The following is a 21,225-nucleotide window of genomic DNA, read 5'->3' as shown; positions in this document are numbered from 1 at the left end:
TTTTTTTAACCTGTTTGAATTAAAACTTTGAAAAAGAATACAAGAAGTATAATAAATACAAACCTTTAAAACTTTTAAAATGAAATATTTATTAAAGGTTCAATGACATCAGATATTAAAATAGACAAAATGACTGGCTGGATTATTCAGGCAAAAATTGAACAGAAAATTATTGGAGATTCATATATTAAGGAAAATCCTCAATTACCTGATGGCATGAAAATGCCAATGGTTATGGCAAACGAGATGTTAATAACTAATCAATAATTGTTTTAAGGCAGACCAAAATGATAATTAACAAACTGTATAAATCAACTGATAACCAAATGAAAAGAACCATTTTTATAATTTTTGTTTTGTTCTTGAACTCAACGATCTATTTATATGCACAAAATGATTTCAGGCCTGGTTATGTATTAAAACATTCTGGGGATACATTACAAGGTCGTATTGATTACCGTGGTGATTTTCTTATGGGAAGCATCTGTACATTCAAGGGCTCCGACCACGTTGTACGTAAATTCATGCCTGAAGACATTATCGGATTTCGCTTCCATAATGGTAAATACTTTGTGTCCCGAAAGGTTGGAAATAAAAAAGTATTCCTTGAATACCTGATTAAGGGGAAAGTTGATGTTTATTATTTACGGGATAAAACCGGAGATCATTATTTTCTTGATAAAGAAGGTATTGGATTATCTGAGCTTAAGTTTGATGAAGGTATTGAAATGATTAACAATAAAAAAGTCTGGCATAAATCGACCATTCATATTGGCTATCTCAAATACTATATGCAGGATGCCCCTCAAATTGAACCGCGCATTTTATCTGTAGAAAAACCGGAGCATCAGAGTCTTATAAAACTGGCAGAAGCATATCACAATGCCGTATGTGATGACGAAAAATGCATTGTATATGAAACGAAAATTCCTGTATTGAAGATTTCTGTCGCGCCCTTTGCCGGAGTTACGAAATACGGTGGCTCCGAAGGCATATCACCAGAATATGGAAGTTATTTTTATTTTTCTTTACCGAGGGCCAATGATAAATTATCTGTTAAAACTGGTATTACAGGAAGTAGAATAAATACTGAGACGCAAACGATTGGTATTGTAAAAATACCACTTCAGCTACAGTATTTGTATCCCTCTGAACACGTACAACCTATGGCAAGCGCAGGTTATAATCTTGTTTCTCTTGACTATGAAAATTACCACGATCTTCAACATACCATGGGGTTAAACCTCGGCGTAAAATTTAACATAAATAAAACGATAGGCTTATATACAACGGTTAACACGGAATTTACGCCATTTGGTTTTACAATTCTGAATGAAGATATAAAGTTCAAACTGATTGCTTATTCTGCTGTTTTTGGATTGCATTTCAACTTATAGAATAGAAGCTGAAGAGGTTAAAACAGTAAACATTCAAGCTTTTGTGTAATATGGGAAAAATCTGGTAGCCATGAAAAAAACATTGATGCTTTATGCCATCCTTTTCTCATTTCTTTCCTGTGTAAAAATCACTATTACGACAGAAGATGATCATAAAACAGAACCGGAGCGAATATCAGCCTATATAAACGCTTATAAATTTATACCATGTAATGATAAGCTTTTAGGGCTCCCGGAGACCAACAACACATTTTACGTACAGGATAATGAATTAATACTTGAATTTAACAGTACGTGCGAGCAGTTAACTCAATTAAGCTTTAAATTTATGAATATTGACCATAAAGGTTTTTATCAGCTTGACTCTGTAAACAGGGCTAAGGTCTTATGCAGTTATGATGACCTAAACGATATTTTTACCACAACCAATCAGATCGGAGGCGTCATTTACTTCCCGGAATTTGACACGGTGAATCGAAAACTCTCTGCTTTTTTTGAGTTTGAAGCCATCAATGCAGATTCAACTATAAAAATTTCTGTGACTGATGGTATTATAGAAAATACACGTTTTAACCTCAAATATTAATCCTTATGCGCACATTCTTTTTTATCCCGTTTTTACTTTCACTGGCTAAGGCCGGTTTACGGATCAGCATCGGTTTACTGATCAAAGATCATTTTGAAACCATTCTGTCTTTCATCATCCGTAAACCAATTCCTGAGGGACTGATAGATCAGTACCAATATGAAAAGGCTCGAAATATCATTAAATGGATCGGAATTTTTATTATTATCATTGGTGCAGCTATTGCAGTAACAGCATTTTCAACCATGGTTATGGGTGCAGGAATAATGCGGTAAGATTATTCGGTATTGTATTGTATCATTTCATTTCCATTATCCTGATTCCAATTGTGCGGATATCTTTTCAGGCCAAACTTTTTTACCTTTGTTCCCGAGATGAAGAAGGTAGCTGATTTTATTGACAGACATCAACTTTTAGGGCCATCGGATAAGATCCTTGTGGGTTTAAGCGGCGGCGCCGATTCTGTTGTTCTGCTGCATATGCTGGCTGAGATGGGTTATGCCTGCGAAGCAGCGCATGTCAACTTCAGGTTGCGGGATAAAGATTCTGACGAAGATGCCCTGTTTTGCCGTAATTTCTGCGAGGAGATTCATATTCCTTTCTACTACCTGGAGGAAGACACCAAAGCCTATGCAAAACAACATAAACTTTCGGTTGAAATGGCTGCCCGCGAAATCCGATATAACTGGTTCAATACACTTCTTGAAACATATCATCTTGATGCAGTTGCCGTGGCACATCATAAAAATGACCAAGCAGAAACCATTCTGATGAACCTGATCCGCGGCACCGGAATTACGGGTATGAGAGGAATGCTGCCCAAAAACGGAAAGATCATCCGTCCGTTGTTATGTATGACCCGAAAAGAAGTTGAAGACTATATAACATCAAACCATCTGCCGTTCAGAACGGATAAATCGAATTCAGATACAAGCTTCCGACGCAACCTTATCCGGCACGAAATACTGCCGCCCATTGAAAAACTGAATCCGGCATTTACAAATTCGGTGGATGATTTATCCCTGCGCTTTACAGAATCGGCAATTATCGTTGAAGAATATATCCGGAACTGGAAGGAAAAAAATATGGTTGATCCGGATCGGATTCCGATTGAAAAACTGTTTCAAAATCCGGCAAGTCTGACTATTCTGTATGGCATACTGGCAGATTTTGGGTTCAACGCAGCCACAATAAAGGAAATATACGATGCCTGGCCTTATCACAGCGGGGCACGCTTTTACAGCGGGGCTTACTATGTACTGGCAGACAGGGATTATCTTTTAATAGAACCCGTAAAACAGCAGGAGCAAGAGGTTGGAGCAAGAGAGGTTTATCCGGAAAATAAGTTGGATTCAAACCTGCATTTTGAAGAACTTTCCATTAATCAACTCGAATCCATTCCTAAAGAAGCACACATTGCCTGTCTGGATTTGGATAAACTAAAACTACCTTTAAGAATCAGGTCATGGCAACAGGGCGATAAATTCAGACCGCTGGGCATGAAGGGATATAAAAAAGTCAGCGATTTTCTGATCGATAATAAAATTAATCTGGCTGAAAAAGAATCTGTGAAGGTCCTCCTTTCTGCTGATGACATTGCCTGGGTGATTGGTTACAGAATTGATGACCGGTTTAAAACCTCAAAAAATACCAGGTTTATACTCTGGGTTGAACACACAATAGAATAATACTTCTGGCTTTTTATACTCCGGCATTAAAAGCCTGTATGAGCTGAAAAATATTACCTGGTAACAGGACTTTATAACATGTTGCCTATTATACGAAATTTTTCATTCATTTACAGCAATTTGTAGGATATTTATTTTCATTCAATACAAAATAATTCGCTGTCTACCAGAACCATGACATATCTATTTGTAGTAATTTAGAACTTCCTATATTTAAATTGCAATCACTATGAAAACTCAATTCGCACTTTTTAAAATTATCCTTATTTCAGGATGTTTCGTTTTTCTGTTCGCATGCGAAAAAGATGACGTTAAAAAAAACACAACAAACCTTACCAATGTCTATGAGAATACGACACTTGATTCATCAAAGGTTTATATTGTTGACGAAGCGGTACAGGTTGAAGCCACTCTCATTATTTCTCCGGGAACAGTAATAAAATTTACATCCGGAAAACGTATTGACATAAACGCAGGTGGTTCAGTTCAGGCTATCGGAACCAGTGAAGCTCCTATCATCTTCACGTCCATCAAAGACGATTCATACAAAGGCGACACAAATGAAGATGGAAAAATTTCCTCTCCGGCAGTAAAAGACTGGGGTTGTGTCATTGCGGCAGGAGATTTATCAACTTTCACACACTGCAAATTTTTGTATGGCGGTGGATTTGGTGACCATACGGCAACGCTGGAAGCAAAAGGTGAAGTTATTATAACCGATTGCGTTTTTGCACACAATTACGGGGGCGAGCTTGACGACAACACCAACGGTGCCTTATATCTCATTGCCACCGCTCTCTCATCGGTAGTGACCAATAATACGTTCTTCGATAACCGCATACCTGTAACCATAGATGTCAATTACAGTTTTGGTTCATCCAATATTTTTCACGATCCGGATATGCCTACTCTGACAAACACGTTCAATGGCATATTTGTATCAGGCTATACCATGAACCATAATGTTAACTGGTCAGAAAATGAAGTGCCATATGTTGCAACCGGGCATATCGGAATTGACGATGGTTACAGCTTAACGTTGCAATCCGATGTGGTTATAAAAATGTATCAGGACACCAGAATTGATATCATTGCCAACGGTGTTCTGAACCATAACGGCGCAATTATTACATCATTTAGGGATGATTCAGCTTTAGGTGATACAAACGGAGACGGTGCCAGTACAACAGCTACGACCGGAGACTGGGTAGGTGTGAATCTGGGCTACGGCGATTACATGCATGGGGATAACATCAGATACGCATTGCATTAATTTTATCAGGGATTCGGAATAAGTAGTATTATTTTTCCTTTTTACTGATCCGGATTACAACAAATCCGGAACGGAAGATTAATGGGTTTTTCCCGTTCAGGGTAATTGATGTACATTATTTATTCACACAGGGCGTTGCCCTGAGTTCATGCTATTGTATCATTCATGCAATTATTTCCCATTAGTTAGTACTACCTGTTGAATGAAAGATATGATTAGCCTGCAAAGTCCGGAGGACTTACAGCATCAGTGCAGGATGAAACCATGTGTTATCAGCAGGAGTGGAATTAACGCCCTTAAGGGTTGTATGTGAACATTTCAAACCTTCCGTAAACGCTGAACTTCCCTGAATACACGCATAAAATTACCGCTCCAGATTTTGGCAATATCCTCTTCAGAATATCCACGACGCAACAGCTCAATGGTAATATTCTTCATCTGGCTTACATCATAACAGTCCTTTACGCCACCTCCTCCGTCAAAATCGGTTCCTATGCCCACATGGTCAATTCCTGCTACCTGAACGATGTGATCAATATGATCCACCACATCACTGACGGTTGCCAGTTCGTTAGGATACATATCATCAACCTCGCGCCACTCCTGCCAGAGTTTTTTATTCTGTTCTTCCGTTAAATTTTTAAAGCTGTTATAACGCTGCTTCAATTCGGCCATAGCAGAATCACGCTTCGGATTGGGAGCAGGTGCTTTTACATAATCACTCAGGATACACATCTGGATCACACCACCATTTTCGGACAGGGCCTTAAGCTCATCATCCGTAAGGTTACGCGGATTATCGCAGATTTCACGTGCACAGGAGTGACTTGCAATCACGGGAGTTCTGCTTGCCCGGATCACATCGTAAAACGAGCTGTCACTGATATGGGAAACATCGACCAGCATTCCCAGATCATTCATGCGCTGAAGAACCTGAAAACCGAATTCTGACAGTCCGTTAAATTCTGTTGAATCAGTCGAAGAATCACAGATGTCATTGTTTCTGGTATGACACAGCGTCATGTAACGCACACCCTTACTGTAATACTCATCCAGAAGATCGATATTATTCCCTATGGCATAACCATTCTCTATTCCGATGTAGATAGCCCTTTTCCCCTCGGCTTTCAACCGGGCAGCGTCGTCAGGATCAACTGCAAGTCCAACCAGATCACTGTTCTTATTCACCTCACGGGAAATGGCATCCATGATCTGATGTGCTTTCAGAATAACCTTTTGATTACCCTCTTCAGTGCGTGCTGCCTGACCCACAAAAACGGCAAAGAAGGCCGCATCAAGTCCACCCGCTTGCATTCGCGGATAATCGTACTTTGAATGGGTTACCACGGGATCATGCATCTGCCGCATGTCAAATGTGCTGTCCATAAGATTCAATGGCGTATCCGTATGAGAATCGAGGGTAACCATTGTTTTATGAATACGATCGGCTTTTTGTTCCATTGTCTCTGTACAACTGAATAAAAGAAAAGCCAAAAAAGAGAGCAGGGTAAATCGTATCATGTTAATCGTTAAGTTCTACTTTTTTTGTGGGCTCCAGTTCGCGGTTTCGCCGGTCTGTTTCCTCAACCACACGTTTGGCAAGTTCTGCAAATGCTTTACCCGTTATAGAAGTTTCATCAAGGGCCACCGGCCGACCTTCGTCACCACCTTCCCGTATGCTTTGCACGATTGGAATCTGTGCGAGTAAGGGCACATTCATCTGCTCTGCCAGTTTTTTACATCCTTCCTTACCAAACAAATAATACCTGTTATCCGGAAATTCTTCAGGTGTAAACCAGGCCATGTTTTCCACCAGGCCAAGAACGGGAACTTTAATGTTATTATTCTCAAACATATTGATTCCTTTACGGGCATCTGCCAGGGCTACTTCCTGCGGTGTACTTACAATCACGGCGCCTGTTATGGGAATGGTCTGTACAATGGTCAGATGGATATCGCTGGTCCCGGGAGGAAGGTCAATCACAAAATAATCCAGTTCACCCCAGTGTCCTTCTTCGATCAACTGTTTAATGGCGCCGGTTGCCATGGCACCACGCCATACCAGGGCATTATTCGGATCAACAAAAAAGCCGATGGATAACATGCTCACGCCATATTTTTCAATCGGAGCAATACCCTCGGCTCCGTCCACTTCAATAGCCACCGGTTTTTCATTTTCCACATCAAACATCTTAGGTGCCGATGGCCCGAAAAGGTCGGCATCAAAAAGTCCGACTTTATAACCAGCCTTTGACAAAGCCACGGCAAGATTGGAGGCAACAGTAGATTTCCCCACACCACCTTTACCCGATGCGACAGCTATAATATTTTTAACCTGCGGCAAAACCTTTCTTTCTTTCTTTTTAGGCTGCTCTTTTACCTTTACATGCACATTACCATCAATCTCCACATCGGCGCCAATATAAGTTTTAATGGCGGTCTCCGCCGCTTTTACCAGCGATTTACGAAACGGATCGTTCGGTTTTTCAAATATCAGTGAAAAACTTACTTTGCGTCCGTCAATTCTGATGTCATCCTCCACCATGCCCAGTGAAATAATATCTTTACCGTTTCCGGGATACTTTACATGGCTTAATGCTTCTGTTACTAACTTGGGATATATATGATCCATAACTTTTTATTTTATTTCCAGTTCAACAAAAGGATCCCAGAAATGTTTCCTGAAATCCACAACGCAGTCATCCACAACTTCAATACCTTCACTTTTCAGGAGGTCTTCCATAACGGTTGATCCGCCAAAATGATGTTTGCCGCTTAACATCCCGTTCCGGTTTACCACCCGGTGCGCCGGCACCCAGTCACCCAAGCTGTGGCTAGCATTCATTGCCCAGCCAACCATACGTGCGCCGCCTCCTGTTCCGATGCATCGTGCAATGGCGCCGTAAGATGTAACCCTGCCGGGTGGTATCTGACGTACAATTCCGTAAATCTGTTCGTATAAATCGCTCATCAGGAACCGGCTTCTTTCACACTTCTCTTACTGCGGTTATAACTACGGTAAGCATCATATTCAATTTCTACATCCGGTTCAGCAAGTGCTCTGTCGTGCAACCTGAATGAGATATATTTAATGGTCAGACCTCTGTCAAGCCATTGCTGTTCGTAGTGCGTTCTTATGGACAATACACTGCCTGTATAATCCTCATGGTACAGGTCACTGGTTGATTCGAGCACCTCAAATTCATTTTCTTTTACCATCTCGCAGGTGTAGCGGTACTGAAAGTTGCTGTCGGTTTTCAGATGAATCAGCCCGTCAGGTTTCATGACTTTGCGGTACATTTCCATAAAATTTGTTGCCGTCAGTCGTTTTCTGACCTTCTTCATCTGCGGATCCGGAAAGGTAAGCCATATCTCACTCACTTCACCCGGTTTAAAGAAATGCTCCAGTAATTCAATGCTGGTTCTTAAGAATGCCACATTTTCCATCCCATCCTGAAAGCTTTGCCGTGCACCACTCCACATCCGGGCTCCCTTTATATCAATTCCAATAAAGTTTTTATCCGGAAACAACTTCCCGAGACCGACGGTATACTCTCCCTTGCCACAACCAAGTTCCAGGACTACAGGATTTGAGTTCCTGAAGAATTCACTGTTCCATTTCCCTTTTAACGGAAACCCATTCTGTTTCAGTACTCCGAACGGATACTGAAATACATGAGGGAACCCTTCCATCTCATCAAACTTCTGTAATTTACCTTTCCCCACGCCTAAAAAATTTAATCTGCTTTAAGCTCCTCAATCCGGAAACCTACTGCATTAACACCTTTCAGTTCATCTTTACGCATCCCGTGCTGCAATGATATGGTATATTCACCACTCTCGTTCAGAATGACATTTCTTTTGTAATAGTGCAGCGATGTGTAGGTATTTCCCCAACCCGAACCATACCATTTTCCGTACGATGAAGCCAGAACAACCTCGAACGTATCTTTTCTTGATAAGCCCGATGGTGTCTGAGTTGTAACAAATAACCACATATTGCTGTATGGATAATCGTTGGTGTTGCGCACACCCAAAACCAGGTTCACCGGATTAACAGTATCTGTTATTACAGGATGAAAAACAGAGATGCTGTCCTTGTTCCATGAATTATCCGGAATGGTATTCCAGGTATCGTATACCATGGAAGGATCGCAGGCATACAGTAACAATGATAACATACCTACCGGTAACAGATTTCTAATTCTGCTGGTTGTTATTCCTGTTTTTATTCTGAGCATTTTGTCTGTTATTCCTTTTATTCCTGCCTGGTTTACGTCTTTTTTTACGGGAATTATTATCGAAACGGTGCAGATCATCCTGGCCTACCACATTATCGTAGCCAACTTCAGGTACTGCCTCAACGGTTGCCTTGGCTTCCAGCTTATCAGGCATTTTACCTTTTTTATTCATCCTGATCACCTCATTTACGCGATCAGCAGAAATAGTCACCATATTAGGTCCTTTCGATCCGCTGGACAGATAGGTCAGCAAAGCTTTGTGCACATCTGTTTTCTGATGGTAATACTTACCGTCCTTTGTTTCCAGGGGAATATTGGTGTCCGGCAATTCACTCCTGGCTTCAAGGTAATTATCCAGCTCATAATTCATGCAGCATTTCAGTTTACCACACTGGCCCGCCAGTTTCTGCGGGTTAAGCGACAATTCCTGGTTACGGGCTGCTGCCGTACTGACCGATGTAAATTTTGACATCCAGGACGAACAACACAACTCACGCCCACAGGGACCAATACCGCCAATACGTCCGGCTTCCTGCCTTGCACCTATTTGTTTCATCTCAATTCTGACCCTGAATTCTTCTGCCAGAACCTTAATCAGTTGCCTGAAATCCACGCGTCCATCGGCAATATAATAGAATATGGCTTTGTTACCGTCTCCCTGAAATTCCACATCCCCTATTTTCATGTCAAGTCCAAGATCCTTGGCAATCTGCCGGGACCGGATCATTGTGCTGTGCTCACGTGACCTGGCTTTTTCCCATTTCTCTATATCATTGGGTTTTGCCACACGGTATACCCGTTTAATCTCATAACGATTAGTGTCGATGTTGTTTTTTCTGATCTGGCGTTTAACAAGTTCCCCCATTAACGTGATCACACCGATATCGTGCCCCGGTGTTGACTCCACAGCCACCACATCGCCGATGGTCAGATTGAGTTTTGCTGAATTCCGGAAATATCCTTTCCTGGTATTTTTAAACTGTACTTCTACAAGATCACTGGCCTGAAAAGCTTCAGGCAAATCACTCAACCAGTCATGCACGCTCAGTTTCTGGGCGTCGAGCCTGAAACTCTGCAACTGATCGGATTTTATGTTGATATTGGGATTTATGTTATTGTTTTCCAACCCTCCGTTAGTTCGTTCCTCCATCACTAATATTTTAGTATTAAATATGCAAAAGTAGCTTTTAATTAGGACTTAAGCAACATGATCATTTTGAGACACAAGTCAAAAAAAACCATTTTCCCGTGCACGTTTTGTTCAATATGCCGCTGGGCCAAATCAAGCTCTTCATAAATTTTTATCACATTGCGTTCATTCACAAATGGCGAAAATTTCACCGAGAAATTACGCTCTTCCGCATTCATGTAATTCAAATCTTCCTGCTTCAGGTTCAGAATAAAATTTTCACGGATAAGCCGTTGTGTATAGCCCAGAAAATTCTTCTGATTTTCCCTGCCCGAAGCTGCCATTTCTTCTGTCCACTGTTTCAGTGATACGATGTCACGACCGTAAGCAAGTCTCATCAGGCTGATAAAAAAATCCAGGTTTATCCTGTTTTCTTCCGATTGCGTAATCAGCTCCCTGGCTTTCACAAAATTCCCGCCGGCCAGGCGAACCACTTCATCAACCCTTGTTTCTTCAATGGATTCCGATGCCAGCAAAGCTGTTTTGATATCCTCATCGGCAATACGGGGAATATTAATGATCTGACAACGTGAAAGAATGGTGGTAAGCAACTGATCGGTATTTTCACTCACCAGGATAAACAATGTTTTGTCAGGTGGTTCTTCAATCAGCTTCAGCAGTTTATTGGCACAACTCAGGTGCATCCGCTCAGGATAATAGATGATCATGAACTTATAGCCACCCTCGTATGATTTTGTGTAGGCTTTTTTTACGATCGACTCGCTCTCTTCGGTGTAGATGATCGGTTGTTTATTCTCTGCATCAATCTGCAACATCCAACCATTTATGGATACATAGTGTGATCCGAGGATATATGAACGCCACTCTTCTATCAGCTCATCAGATATGCCTTGTCTGCCTTTCTTCTTAACTACAGGAAACACAAAATGCATATCCGGATGCTCCAGTTTATTAAACTTAATGCAGGAAGGACAGGTACCGCAGGCATCACCATCCAAAGGGTTCCTGCAGGCTATATAGCGGGCAAAAGCAATTGCCAGTCCCAGCTTCCCGTTCCCCTCAGGTCCACTGAATAACAAGGCATGCGGAATGCGCTGTTTTTTGTATGCATCAAGCAGCTGTTGCTTTACGGGTGCCTGTCCGGCAATATCTTTGAAATACATGATTGCGTTTTAAAAACCCAAATTTAACCTAACCGTACCAAATGACAAATTTTGAGAATTAATTTATTCCTGAACCGTGGTTCGTTATGTCAGAAATTTCTGCCGGGATAGTGATTGTTCCGGAAATTCAATGCTACTCCGATCGAAGAAATTTTGAAACATTCTGAATTAGTCCCCATTTAAAAGTTTAATACACATGAATTTGTCTCTTTTATTCAGAATTCTATTTTTGCAGCGCTCAAACAAAAAAGTAATGTACTGCGGAATTCAGACTAAAAAGATTGAGGAAATTGGTACGTCGAACATCGTACAGCAAACATCGTTCTGGGCGGATGTAAAATACCGGCAGGGATTTAAACCATATGCGTTTAAATATAGCGCAACACGCGACATTTTACATCCCGGGTCGGACAACAGAAAAAAGGTACAGGACGATATCCTGGTTCTTATTAAATACATTAACCGAGAACAGTGTATTGCCTATATTCCCTACGGACCAAAAGATGAACCGGATTTTGAAAACCATGGTGTATTTCTTGAAGAACTTTCGGAAGCATTGAGAGCTTATCTGCCTAAAAACTGTATTGTGATACGGTACGATCTTCCCTGGGAAAATCAGTGGGCTGAAGATAACGACAACTTTGACAGAAACGGCGAATGGCTTGGTCCGCCATCGTTCCGTAACCAGGAATTCAGGATCAACTATAACACCAACAACTGGAATCTGGTAAAAAGTTACAGTGATATGCTACCTTCAAACACCATTTTTCTGAACCTTAAGAAGAGTGCGGACGATCTGATGCAAAACATGAAATCAAAAACACGTTATAACATCAGGTTATCTCAACGCAAAGGTGTTGAAGTCAGGAGTTACGGTCTGGAAAAACTGGATTCATGGTACGAACTATACAAGGAAACCGCCATACGTAATCACATCACTATTCACAACAGAGACTATTTTTATTCTGTACTCAGAAGCCGTAATTTAAGCGCTGACCCCAATGTTGAACCGCGCCTGATCATGGCTGACTATAACGGAGAATTCCTGGCGGCCATGTTCCTGATTCTGTCACGAAAAAGGGGGACTTATCTCTACGGTGCTTCATCCGGCAAATGCCGTAACCTGATGGCCAGTTATGCCGTTCAGTGGGAAGCCATAAGACTGGCTCAGGAAGCAGGATGTACAGAATATGACATGTTTGGCGTTGCTCCAAACCGGTATACGGCACACCCGCTCCACGGACTTTACAGGTTTAAATCAGGTTTTGGAGGATACATGTACCACCGTATGGGTTGCTGGGATTATCCCCTGAATCAAAAGGAATACATCACATTCAGGGCACAGGAACTGAACTATCCGACGTATCATAATAATTAAAACGTAAAGGAATTCTGACAAACGAAAACAGGCGACAAAACTGCCGCCTGTTTATGGTAAAAAAAATATTGGTATGGTTATTCCGCCTCCATAAAAGGATAACGGAAGTCTTTGGGCGATACAAAATTTTCTTTAATTGTGCGAACGCTTACCCAGCGCAGCATGTTGAAAATTGAGCCTGCCTTATCGTTTGTACCGGATCCTCTTGAACCGCCAAATGGCTGCTGTCCAACAACGGCACCGGTAGGTTTATCGTTAATGTAAAAGTTTCCTGCAGCATTTTCCAGCTTCTTCACCATGTGTGTGATGTTATAACGATCCTGAGAGAAAATAGCTCCCGTCAGTGCATACATCGAAGTACTGTTCAGAGTTTCCAGTGTCTCTTCCATTTTATCATCTTCGTATACATAAACGGTAAGCACAGGGCCGAACAACTCTTCCTGCATCGTGATATAATCCGGCACTTTCGCCTCAATAATAGTAGGTTGAATAAAATACCCTTTGGTATCATCGCATACACCTCCAAACACCACCTCAGCATCAGCCGATTTTTTAGCCTCCTCAATATAGCCGGATAGCTTGTTGAAAGACGACTTATCTATAACGGCGTTCACGAAGTTTGAAAAATCTTCCGGGTCGCCCATTTTAATGGCAGCCAGATCTTTTCCTACACTTTCTTTAACCTCGTTCCACATTGATTTTGGAATGTAAGCCCTGGATGCAGCAGAACATTTCTGTCCCTGGTATTCAAATGCACCACGGGTCATCGCTGTAGCCACGGCCTGTGGGTTTGCTGTAGGATCGGCAAAGATGAAATCCTTACCACCTGTTTCACCCACGATGCGCGGATATGTTTTATACTTATGGATGTTCTTTCCGATAGTATTCCAGATGCCCTGAAAAACGCCTGTTGATCCGGTAAAGTGAATTCCTGCAAATTCAGGATGTTCGAATACCACATCAGCTGTTTCGGGTCCCGAAGTAAAAATCATATTGATGACACCGGCAGGTACACCGGCTTCAATAAATACTTCCATCAAAACATGCGCCGAGTAAATTGCTGTTCGCGAGGGTTTCCACACCACGGTGTTACCGAGCATGGCCGGAGCCGCCGGCAGGTTACCTGCTATTGATGTAAAGTTAAAGGGTGTAAGTGCAAACACAAAACCTTCCAGGGGACGGAAGTTATTGTAGTTCCAGATTCCCGTCGAAGATTCCGGCTGCATATCATACATCCTAACCATTTCTTTAACTCCAAATCTGAAAAAGTCTGCCATCTCACAGGCTGCATCAATCTCTGCCTGAAAAATATTCTTAGACTGTCCCAGCATGGTTGCGGCATTGATTTTATCGCGGTAAGGACCTGCTATTAAATCGGCACACTTCAGGAATATGGCTGCCCGGTGCTGCCACTCCAAAGCGGCCCATTTATCCTTTGCAGCAAGGGCCGCATCAATGGCCATTTTTACATGCGACTTGTCACCATAATTAAACTGCCCGAGTAAATGACTATGATTATGAGGCGGACGAATGTCTTTTTTTACATCTGTGTAAACAGCTTTACCACCAATAACCATTGGTATATCTACTGTCACAGCCTTCATTTCAGCTAGTTTCTTTTTAATTGCTGCTCTTTCTTTTGAACCTGGTGCATAGCTCATTACAGGCTCATTCTTTGCTACCGGTACGTGATAAAATCCTTTTCCCATGTTAATCTGTAAAATTTTAAAATCGGGGCATAGTTGTAAAATACCCGTTTTTCTGACTTGTGTGCGGTAACAAATATATGGGTCAGACGATGGAAAAAGTATGAAAAAAATCAGGAGTGCCCTTATTTATACAAAGTTTCAAGTTTTTTGAACATTTGTACTAATCCTCCCTGTCGCGGTGTAGCTATAATCCTGCCATCAGGATCAATCAGGTAGTACTGCGGAAGACCTTTAATTCTGAATTTATCTGCCAGTTTTTCGGGTTGATCCGGATAAATAAACTGTATACTCCCTTTATAAGCTGCATCAAACTCCAGAAAATCCTTTTGTGGTTGATGCAAAACCACATTTGCCATTATTAAACGATTACCGTATTTCTTAGCCGATTCATCCTGAATAATAAAATCGCGACGACACTGCAACAGCTCAGGACTGACGAAACCCAGCAATACATATTTTCCCGGTTTTGCTAAATTCAAAGTAAACCCGTGTTTATTGACCAGTTTAACGTCCGGAGCAGGCTTCGCTGGCATCATAGCCGTAAGCTCCTGAAGCATTTCACCGGCAATGGCTCTTATGTTTTCATCCTGAATGAGCTCTGTTGCCTGGTTCAGAAGCTTCTCCAACATGGGTTGCAGATCAGGAAAGAGGTACCAAACTTCATAAACCCCTTTTAAAATCACAAGATCGGTCATGGCATCGTTTGAAATCCCGTAAAACACCTTTACCGCCTCATGCAACGCTCTGAAATCGCTTTTCCAAATCGGCTCAACCATCGTTTGATATAAGGTATTTGTACCTTCTTCAATCATGGCCGGTTTAAAAGTGGCATTAAACGCATCCCAGAATGCAGGATTTTCCTCATCCGGCTCTGGAGATGCAAAATACAACTTTATCAGACTATCCTTCGCATACGGATAAGCCATCTTATAAAGAGATGAGGATGTATACCATTTATAACGGTCAAAAAATGTGCTTTTAGGGGCTGAACCAAACTGTTTATGCCATTCAGCTACGGTGAAAGAATCGTTACGTGAAACAATTAATGTTTGCATCGCCGACTGATAAAGTGAGTCGTACCAGGTTTCAAACTTCAGTACATTATCATTCAGCACTGCTGAACGACCGGCTTCAGGCACAAACAGGAATATATCCGGCTTAAAATAGGGATCGTATAACTGTCCTCTGGTTAAGGGCACATAATTTCCCAGCTTAAGGAAGACACTGTCCCCCGGCTCAATAAGAAATCGCAGAGTGTATGAACCCATATTCAGCGTAACAGACCTGATCTCAGAAATATCAAAACTGAACACAAACGTACCGGAGCTGTCAGTTTCTGCTGAAGCAAGCAATTCAGGATGCTCAAAAATCTGTTGTTTATGTGTTGTAAGTTCCAGCTGTCTTCTACCGGCAGATGCGGCTTTGCCGGCAACAATGGTTTTCGTTGCCATAGCAACGGTACTGATGCAGCCCGAAACCACCATCAGAAAACAAATAACACTACTTCTCATCAGCTCCCTTCGTCTTATTCTGCTTGTCTTTTTGAGATTCTAGCGCTTCTTTGGGATAAGCGATCCGGGTATGATAGATATTTTTCAGTTTTTCCTTAAAGGTTTCCTTTACTTTTTCAATCTCCAGGAATGTTATCGGTGCGTATTTAAAAAAGCCCTCGTCCAACTGATTCTGGATAATCTTCTCAACAAGGTTATTGATGGATTCATCAGTATATTCCTCAAGCGATCTGCTGGCCGCTTCCACTGAATCGGCCATCATTAATATGGCTGTTTCCTTTGTAAACGGATTTGGTCCGGGATACATGTATTTGTGTTCATCAATTTCCTTATCAGGGTGAGCCTTGGCTTCCTGAATCATGAAAAACTTTGTTTTCCCCAGTCCGTGATGGGTGAGAATAAAATCCACTATCATTTTGGGCAGACCATGTTTATTAGCCAGCTTAACACCTTCCTTTACATGGTCAATGACGATTTTAGCACTCTCCTCCGGTTCCAATGAGTTATGCGGACTTATCTTTCCGGTTTGGTTCTCTGTAAAATATACGGATTGTACCGATTTGCCAATATCATGGTACAGAGCGCCCACACGTGCCAGTAGCGGATTTGCCTCTATCCGTATCGCTGCCTCCTGGGCCAGGTTAGACACCATAATGGAATGCTGAAATGTACCCGGCGCCTTTTCTGACAAACGCCGCAATAAAGGGTGGTTGGTATCGGACAGTTCCATCAGGGTCACATCGGATAAATAACCAAAAACCTTTTCATAAATATAAATCAAAGGATAGGCAAACAACATCAGCAAACCGTTAAGGACAAAAAACAAAAAGTGTTTATATTCCAGTACCAGTTGTTTGAAACTGCCTTCCTGTACCAGGGCCAGACCAAGATAAATCAGACAGTAGGATAGAAATACAATCACGCTTGCCCTGAACAACTGCCCCCTGTTATACAACTCTTTCAGACTGAATGCAGCGGCCATACCAACGGTGATCTCAAGCAGGATAAATTCGAAACTGTTCCCGGCAAAAAACGATGCCAGCAGAATGGTGATTACATTGGCAAAAATTGCCGTTCGCGAATCGAAAAAGGTGCGCAGAACAACAGGCAGAATGGCGAAGGGAATAAGATAAAGAGACCAGGTTGTAAACTGCTTAAACAACGCAGTTATCGTTATAAATATTAGTATGTTAACGATAATAAACGTGATATCACGGTTATTATTGAAAATATCAATTCGGTAGAAAAACAGGAAAGTATAGAACGTGGTCAGTAATACAGTTATGATAATACCCTGCCCCAAAATTATTATCTCTCTTTTCTCTGAATTTCCCAGCCTCTCTTCGTATGCAGTCCGGAATGATTCCAGTACTTTAAACACGTTATCATCAATGCGCTGACCGCGATCAACGATAGGATCACCTGCCCGGATAAGACCGCTGCTCAGCGAAATTTTATCCAGCAGCTCCTCTTTCGATTTAGTGGTCAGTTCTTTGTCATAATCAAGATTGGAAGCCAGGTACTGGTTAAGATCAAGGCTGGTGACAAATTCAGCAAATCTGGGCAGAGAATCAATCCCGGAAACGGCCTTCATAATCCTTTCATATGCCATTTTAGAAGTTTGTAAATCGAATATGGATTTGGTTTTGGCAAAATCCTCTCCAATAACGACTACAGCTTCCTGGCCATCGATCTGAAGCTGGTTAAAATCGGAATATGAGATCACCCCCTGTGAATAGGTATCATCCACCAGTTTATTGACGGCTTCAAGATAAGAGCGTTCTTTATTCTCAGGCAGATCGTATTGCTGCCATTCCAGATCGAACCGTTTTTCAATCTGCTTTTCAATGTCAGCCGTCTCGCTTAAAGATACCTTATAATATGGGTGATGGTTTTTTAAAAGTGTATCTTTTTCTGCTGTCAGTTCCTTCTGAGATTTCATAACCGGAAAATCGAACGGTGCAATTAGTGTATTATGTTGCCATGTTCTTCCTTTCTGGTACTCATACCGGAATTTCCCTTCCCTGGGGAAAAGGTATAAGATATATGCCACGGCTCCCATAAATAACAAGGCCCGGTACAGGTATCCAAAATGCTTCTTCTTAATTTTTGCAGCCATTCATTATCGTTTTGACATGTGTAAATTTAGTAAAATTCAGCCACAATAAGCCTAATTCACCGGAACTGCCACATTTATTTCAAATCTGTTGATGGATTTTTTTACATATGGATAATAGATGTCAGTACCTATTTCGTAGACATCGGACGGATGAAAATGCTTTACGGGCATGCTGACACTATACCTTAATTTTACATCGAAGTATTCAAAAAACTTAAAGGCAACGCCAACTCCGGCGTCGGGTGTAAAAAACAGTCTTATTTTTTGAAGAGATCCCACATAATCCTCCTGCGAATAATCGTATTCGTTGTAAGTTGATGAGAATCCGGGCATAAGAAGACCAACGGAAGCTTCGGGATAAATGCCGAACCGGTTGTGTCTGAAAATCCGGTACTGAACCAGGAGATTCAGGTTCCAGAACGAGGCTGAACTGGCTAAATACTCGTCCTGATTATACACAATTTTATCGTTTCCCATAAACACATAAGAGAATTCCCCTCCGAAGTAAACAGCCTTATCAGGTAACGGATTAGATACATACATGAAGCCAAATCCCGCACCGGCATTCAGTGGAGACTCATTTTTGTTGGTCACAATATTTACCGGCACATAAAAACCATAAAACGGCTTATCTCTCTCTTCTGTTTTGTGCACATCATCCTGTGCCGGCACATACATCACCGTAACCAACAACAGTACAGACAGTATCAGTGACCGGATAAACATAAAGGTTTACTGTATATCTTTCCAGGCCATAGCCGCAGCTCCCAGAACGGCAGCCTGGGCACCGTCGAGTTCAGAAATCAGCACTTTAACTTCATTCTTCATGAACTTTCGTTTATTGGCTTTCATAGACTCGATGGTTGGTGTAAGGATAAAATCGCCCGCTTTTGTGGGGCCACCAAACAAGACAACCGCTTCGGGACTGGAAAAAGTAATCATATCATTAATGGCTGCACCAAGAATTTCTCCGGTATACTGGAATGTATCCAGCGCTATGGAATCACCAGCCTGGGCAGCATCGAAAATATCTTTTGATGTAAGATCCGATGGTTTTATATCGCGCAACACACTTGGAACTTTATTGTATGCCATAAATTCAAGAGCTGTACGCACCATTCCGGTTGCCGAACAATAATTCTCAAGACATCCGAGATGGCCGCAGCCACACTCCCGGCCACCCGGCACAACAGTCATATGGCCAAGCTCCCCTGCATTTCCATCGGTACCCACCACCAGTTGTCCGTTTATGATGATGCCACTTCCAAGTCCTGTTCCAAGGGTCAGCATGATGTAGTTTTTAAATTCTTTTGCTCCGCCAAAAATCATCTCTCCTACCGCTGCTGCATTCGCATCATTTGACAGCACACAAACCTCATATCCGAATTCCTCTTTCAGCATATCGATGATGGGCACTTTATCGCCCCAGCCCAGGTTTACAGCATTTTCAATACATCCATTCAGGTAGTTTCCGTTAGGTGCACCAATACCGGCCCCAATGACTTTGTAATCGCCCTTGAGCCCTTGTTCGGCCCGTCGGATGGCTTTAACCAGTGCATTAAAATAATGTTTGAAATCTGTATTTGTGAGTGTTGGTGTATGAGCAGAAGTCACGACCTCACCCTGTTCTGTAACAAATCCTATTTCAGTATTGGTTCCTCCAATATCGATACCTAAAACTACCTTTTCCATATTATTAAACTTATGATTCCACGATTAGATTTAAAACTCCCGAATATACGGTTTTTTTTAAAAAGTCCTGAATAATACGGTTAAGGATATGATATATGAAATGAATTTTCTTTGTCGTGGTAAAAATTATTATTTTCACAGCTTAAAATAAAATTGATCATGGCCGTAACAATAAAAGAGGTAAACTCAACAAAGCTGATTAAGGATTTTGTAAATTTTCAGTACAAACTCTACAGAAATGATCCTTACTGGGTTCCACCCATGAAAAAAGATGAAGAGAAAGCCCTTTCCCCTGATACAAATCCGGCCATGGAATTTGCCGTCTCAAAGTTCTGGGTGGCTTACCGCGATAACAAGCCGGTTGGGCGAATAGGTGGAATAATTATTCCGGCCCGCAATGAAAAAACAGGCGAACGGATAGCCCGGTTTACCCGTCCTGAATTTATCGATGATGAAGAGGTAGCAAATAAACTGTTTGATACGGTTACGTCGTGGGCCAGGGAACAGGGCATGAAAACCCTTATGGGGCCATTGGGCTTTTCCAACCTCGACCACCAGGGACTACTGATTGAGGGCCATGAATGGATAGCCGCCGTAGCATCGGATTATCATTTTGCATATTATAAAAAGCACTATGACAGGCTTGGGTTTGAGAAAGAAATTGACTGGCTGGAGTTCCGGATTACCTTTCCTGAAGCATTACCTGAAAAATCGTTTCGTGTAGCCGACCTGCTGCGGGACCGGTTCAAACTAAGAAGCCTTGAATTTGAATCCAAGAAGGAACTTGACCCGTATAAGGAACAGATTTTTCAGCTGTTTAACAAAGCATTTACTGAACTTTTCGGCACCTATGAGCTGCCTGATAAAGTGATTAACTTTTACATTGATAAGTATTATCCTATCCTGCTGCCGCAATATGTTAAGCTTGTGGTCGATGAAAATGATAAAATGATTGGCTTTCTGATAGCCCTGCCATCCTTATCCAAAGCCATGCAAAAAGCCGGAGGAAAGCTTTTTCCGTTTGGCTGGTATCATGTGATGCAGGCTTTTAAAAAACCGGATGAGATGGACCTGATGCTGACCGGTGTGATTCCTGAATTTCAGAAACGCGGTGTGGCAGCACTTATGATGAATGATCTATGGCGTACAGCCAACAAAGCCGGTATCAAGTATGTTGAAACCACTGCCATGTTGGAAAACAACTTTGTGGCAATACAAATGTGGAAGTCGTTTGACCATATTCAGCATAAGAAAAAAAGATGCTTTAAAAAAGAGATATAATCCGTAATCTGCAGGGCGCCTTCGGGTTTGACTCCTG

The 21,225-nt window shown here is 41.8% G+C and carries 20 protein-coding genes; 8 read left to right on the top strand and 12 right to left on the bottom strand.

What is annotated here, in order from left to right; all coding sequences use genetic code 11:
• Window positions 1-102 precede the first annotated feature (102 nt).
• The 6 genes from ACE1EF_RS15510 (at window position 103) to ACE1EF_RS15485 (ending at window position 4,944) form a co-directional block, all read left to right on the top strand.
• Entirely contained in the window at window positions 103-267 is a 165-nt protein-coding gene (locus ACE1EF_RS15510) for a hypothetical protein (RefSeq protein ID WP_375721595.1), read from the top strand.
• Window positions 268-326: 59 nt separating this feature from the next.
• Window positions 327-1,397: a hypothetical protein gene (locus tag ACE1EF_RS15505; RefSeq protein WP_375721594.1), complete on the top strand. Its 1,071-nt coding sequence runs from the start codon at window positions 327-329 to the stop codon at window positions 1,395-1,397.
• Window positions 1,398-1,467: 70 nt separating this feature from the next.
• A complete protein-coding gene (locus ACE1EF_RS15500; protein WP_375721593.1) occupies window positions 1,468-1,983 on the top strand; it encodes a hypothetical protein in 516 nt (171 codons plus the stop codon).
• Window positions 1,984-1,988: 5 nt separating this feature from the next.
• A complete protein-coding gene (locus ACE1EF_RS15495) occupies window positions 1,989-2,258 on the top strand; it encodes a hypothetical protein (RefSeq protein ID WP_375721592.1) in 270 nt (89 codons plus the stop codon).
• Between the two features lie 99 nt (window positions 2,259-2,357).
• The gene (tilS, locus tag ACE1EF_RS15490; RefSeq protein ID WP_375721591.1) at window positions 2,358-3,671 is read left to right on the top strand and encodes a tRNA lysidine(34) synthetase TilS; all 1,314 of its coding nucleotides are present in this window, start codon (window positions 2,358-2,360) and stop codon (window positions 3,669-3,671) included.
• A gap of 229 nt (window positions 3,672-3,900) precedes the next feature.
• Entirely contained in the window at window positions 3,901-4,944 is a 1,044-nt protein-coding gene (locus ACE1EF_RS15485; protein ID WP_375721590.1) for a hypothetical protein, read from the top strand.
• Window positions 4,945-5,262: 318 nt separating this feature from the next.
• Here ACE1EF_RS15485 and ACE1EF_RS15480 read toward each other — a convergent pair whose 3' ends face one another.
• From ACE1EF_RS15480 to ACE1EF_RS15450, 7 genes are read right to left on the bottom strand one after another with little or no spacing between them, the layout of a single operon-like run.
• Entirely contained in the window at window positions 5,263-6,465 is a 1,203-nt protein-coding gene (locus ACE1EF_RS15480) for a dipeptidase (protein ID WP_375721589.1), read from the bottom strand.
• A gap of 1 nt (window position 6,466) precedes the next feature.
• Window positions 6,467-7,576 (bottom strand): Mrp/NBP35 family ATP-binding protein, encoded by a 1,110-nt coding sequence (locus ACE1EF_RS15475; RefSeq protein WP_375721588.1) that lies wholly within the window; start codon window positions 7,574-7,576, stop codon window positions 6,467-6,469.
• A gap of 6 nt (window positions 7,577-7,582) precedes the next feature.
• Window positions 7,583-7,915: an MGMT family protein gene (locus ACE1EF_RS15470; RefSeq protein ID WP_375721587.1), complete on the bottom strand. Its 333-nt coding sequence runs from the start codon at window positions 7,913-7,915 to the stop codon at window positions 7,583-7,585.
• Entirely contained in the window at window positions 7,915-8,670 is a 756-nt protein-coding gene (gene trmB / locus ACE1EF_RS15465; RefSeq protein ID WP_375721586.1) for a tRNA (guanosine(46)-N7)-methyltransferase TrmB, read from the bottom strand. The genes ACE1EF_RS15470 and trmB overlap by 1 nt, the downstream gene beginning before the upstream one ends.
• Window positions 8,671-8,681: 11 nt before the next feature.
• Complete coding sequence (locus ACE1EF_RS15460) at window positions 8,682-9,185, bottom strand: gliding motility lipoprotein GldH (protein ID WP_375721585.1); 504 nt, start codon at window positions 9,183-9,185, stop codon at window positions 8,682-8,684.
• Window positions 9,145-10,335 carry a PSP1 domain-containing protein gene (locus ACE1EF_RS15455; RefSeq protein ID WP_375721584.1) on the bottom strand — a complete coding sequence of 397 codons (1,191 nt, stop codon included), beginning with the start codon at window positions 10,333-10,335 and terminating at the stop codon, window positions 9,145-9,147. The genes ACE1EF_RS15460 and ACE1EF_RS15455 overlap by 41 nt, the downstream gene beginning before the upstream one ends.
• A 41-nt stretch (window positions 10,336-10,376) precedes the next feature.
• Complete coding sequence (locus ACE1EF_RS15450; protein WP_375721583.1) at window positions 10,377-11,498, bottom strand: DNA polymerase III subunit; 1,122 nt, start codon at window positions 11,496-11,498, stop codon at window positions 10,377-10,379.
• Between the two features lie 253 nt (window positions 11,499-11,751).
• Here ACE1EF_RS15450 and ACE1EF_RS15445 point away from each other — a divergent pair, with 253 nt between their 5' ends.
• Window positions 11,752-12,876: a lipid II:glycine glycyltransferase FemX gene (locus tag ACE1EF_RS15445; RefSeq protein WP_375721582.1), complete on the top strand. Its 1,125-nt coding sequence runs from the start codon at window positions 11,752-11,754 to the stop codon at window positions 12,874-12,876.
• Window positions 12,877-12,953: 77 nt separating this feature from the next.
• Here the strand turns inward: ACE1EF_RS15445 and pruA are convergent, their stop codons facing one another.
• From pruA to ACE1EF_RS15420, 5 genes are all read right to left on the bottom strand, one after another.
• Window positions 12,954-14,585, bottom strand: coding sequence for an L-glutamate gamma-semialdehyde dehydrogenase (gene pruA, locus ACE1EF_RS15440; protein WP_375721581.1), 1,632 nt, complete (start codon window positions 14,583-14,585; stop codon window positions 12,954-12,956).
• A 122-nt stretch (window positions 14,586-14,707) separates the two neighbouring features.
• Window positions 14,708-16,096, bottom strand: coding sequence for a TlpA family protein disulfide reductase (locus ACE1EF_RS15435; protein WP_375721580.1), 1,389 nt, complete (start codon window positions 16,094-16,096; stop codon window positions 14,708-14,710).
• Window positions 16,086-18,215: an HD family phosphohydrolase gene (locus ACE1EF_RS15430; protein ID WP_375721579.1), complete on the bottom strand. Its 2,130-nt coding sequence runs from the start codon at window positions 18,213-18,215 to the stop codon at window positions 16,086-16,088. The genes ACE1EF_RS15435 and ACE1EF_RS15430 overlap by 11 nt, the downstream gene beginning before the upstream one ends.
• 51 nt (window positions 18,216-18,266) lie before the next feature.
• Entirely contained in the window at window positions 18,267-18,941 is a 675-nt protein-coding gene (locus ACE1EF_RS15425) for a hypothetical protein (protein WP_375721578.1), read from the bottom strand.
• A gap of 6 nt (window positions 18,942-18,947) precedes the next feature.
• Window positions 18,948-19,907 carry an ROK family protein gene (locus ACE1EF_RS15420; RefSeq protein ID WP_375721577.1) on the bottom strand — a complete coding sequence of 320 codons (960 nt, stop codon included), beginning with the start codon at window positions 19,905-19,907 and terminating at the stop codon, window positions 18,948-18,950.
• A gap of 159 nt (window positions 19,908-20,066) precedes the next feature.
• On the opposite strand from ACE1EF_RS15420, the gene ACE1EF_RS15415 reads away from it, so the two are divergent.
• Entirely contained in the window at window positions 20,067-21,188 is a 1,122-nt protein-coding gene (locus ACE1EF_RS15415; protein ID WP_375721576.1) for a GNAT family N-acetyltransferase, read from the top strand.
• The last annotated feature ends 37 nt before the right edge of the window (window positions 21,189-21,225 follow it).

Origin of the sequence: Quyinboa sediminis, assembly GCF_042219855.1 — a bacterium.
Lineage (GTDB): Bacteria > Bacteroidota > Bacteroidia > Bacteroidales > UBA5342 > JBHJHP01.
This window is presented reverse-complemented; position numbering and strand designations above follow the sequence as displayed.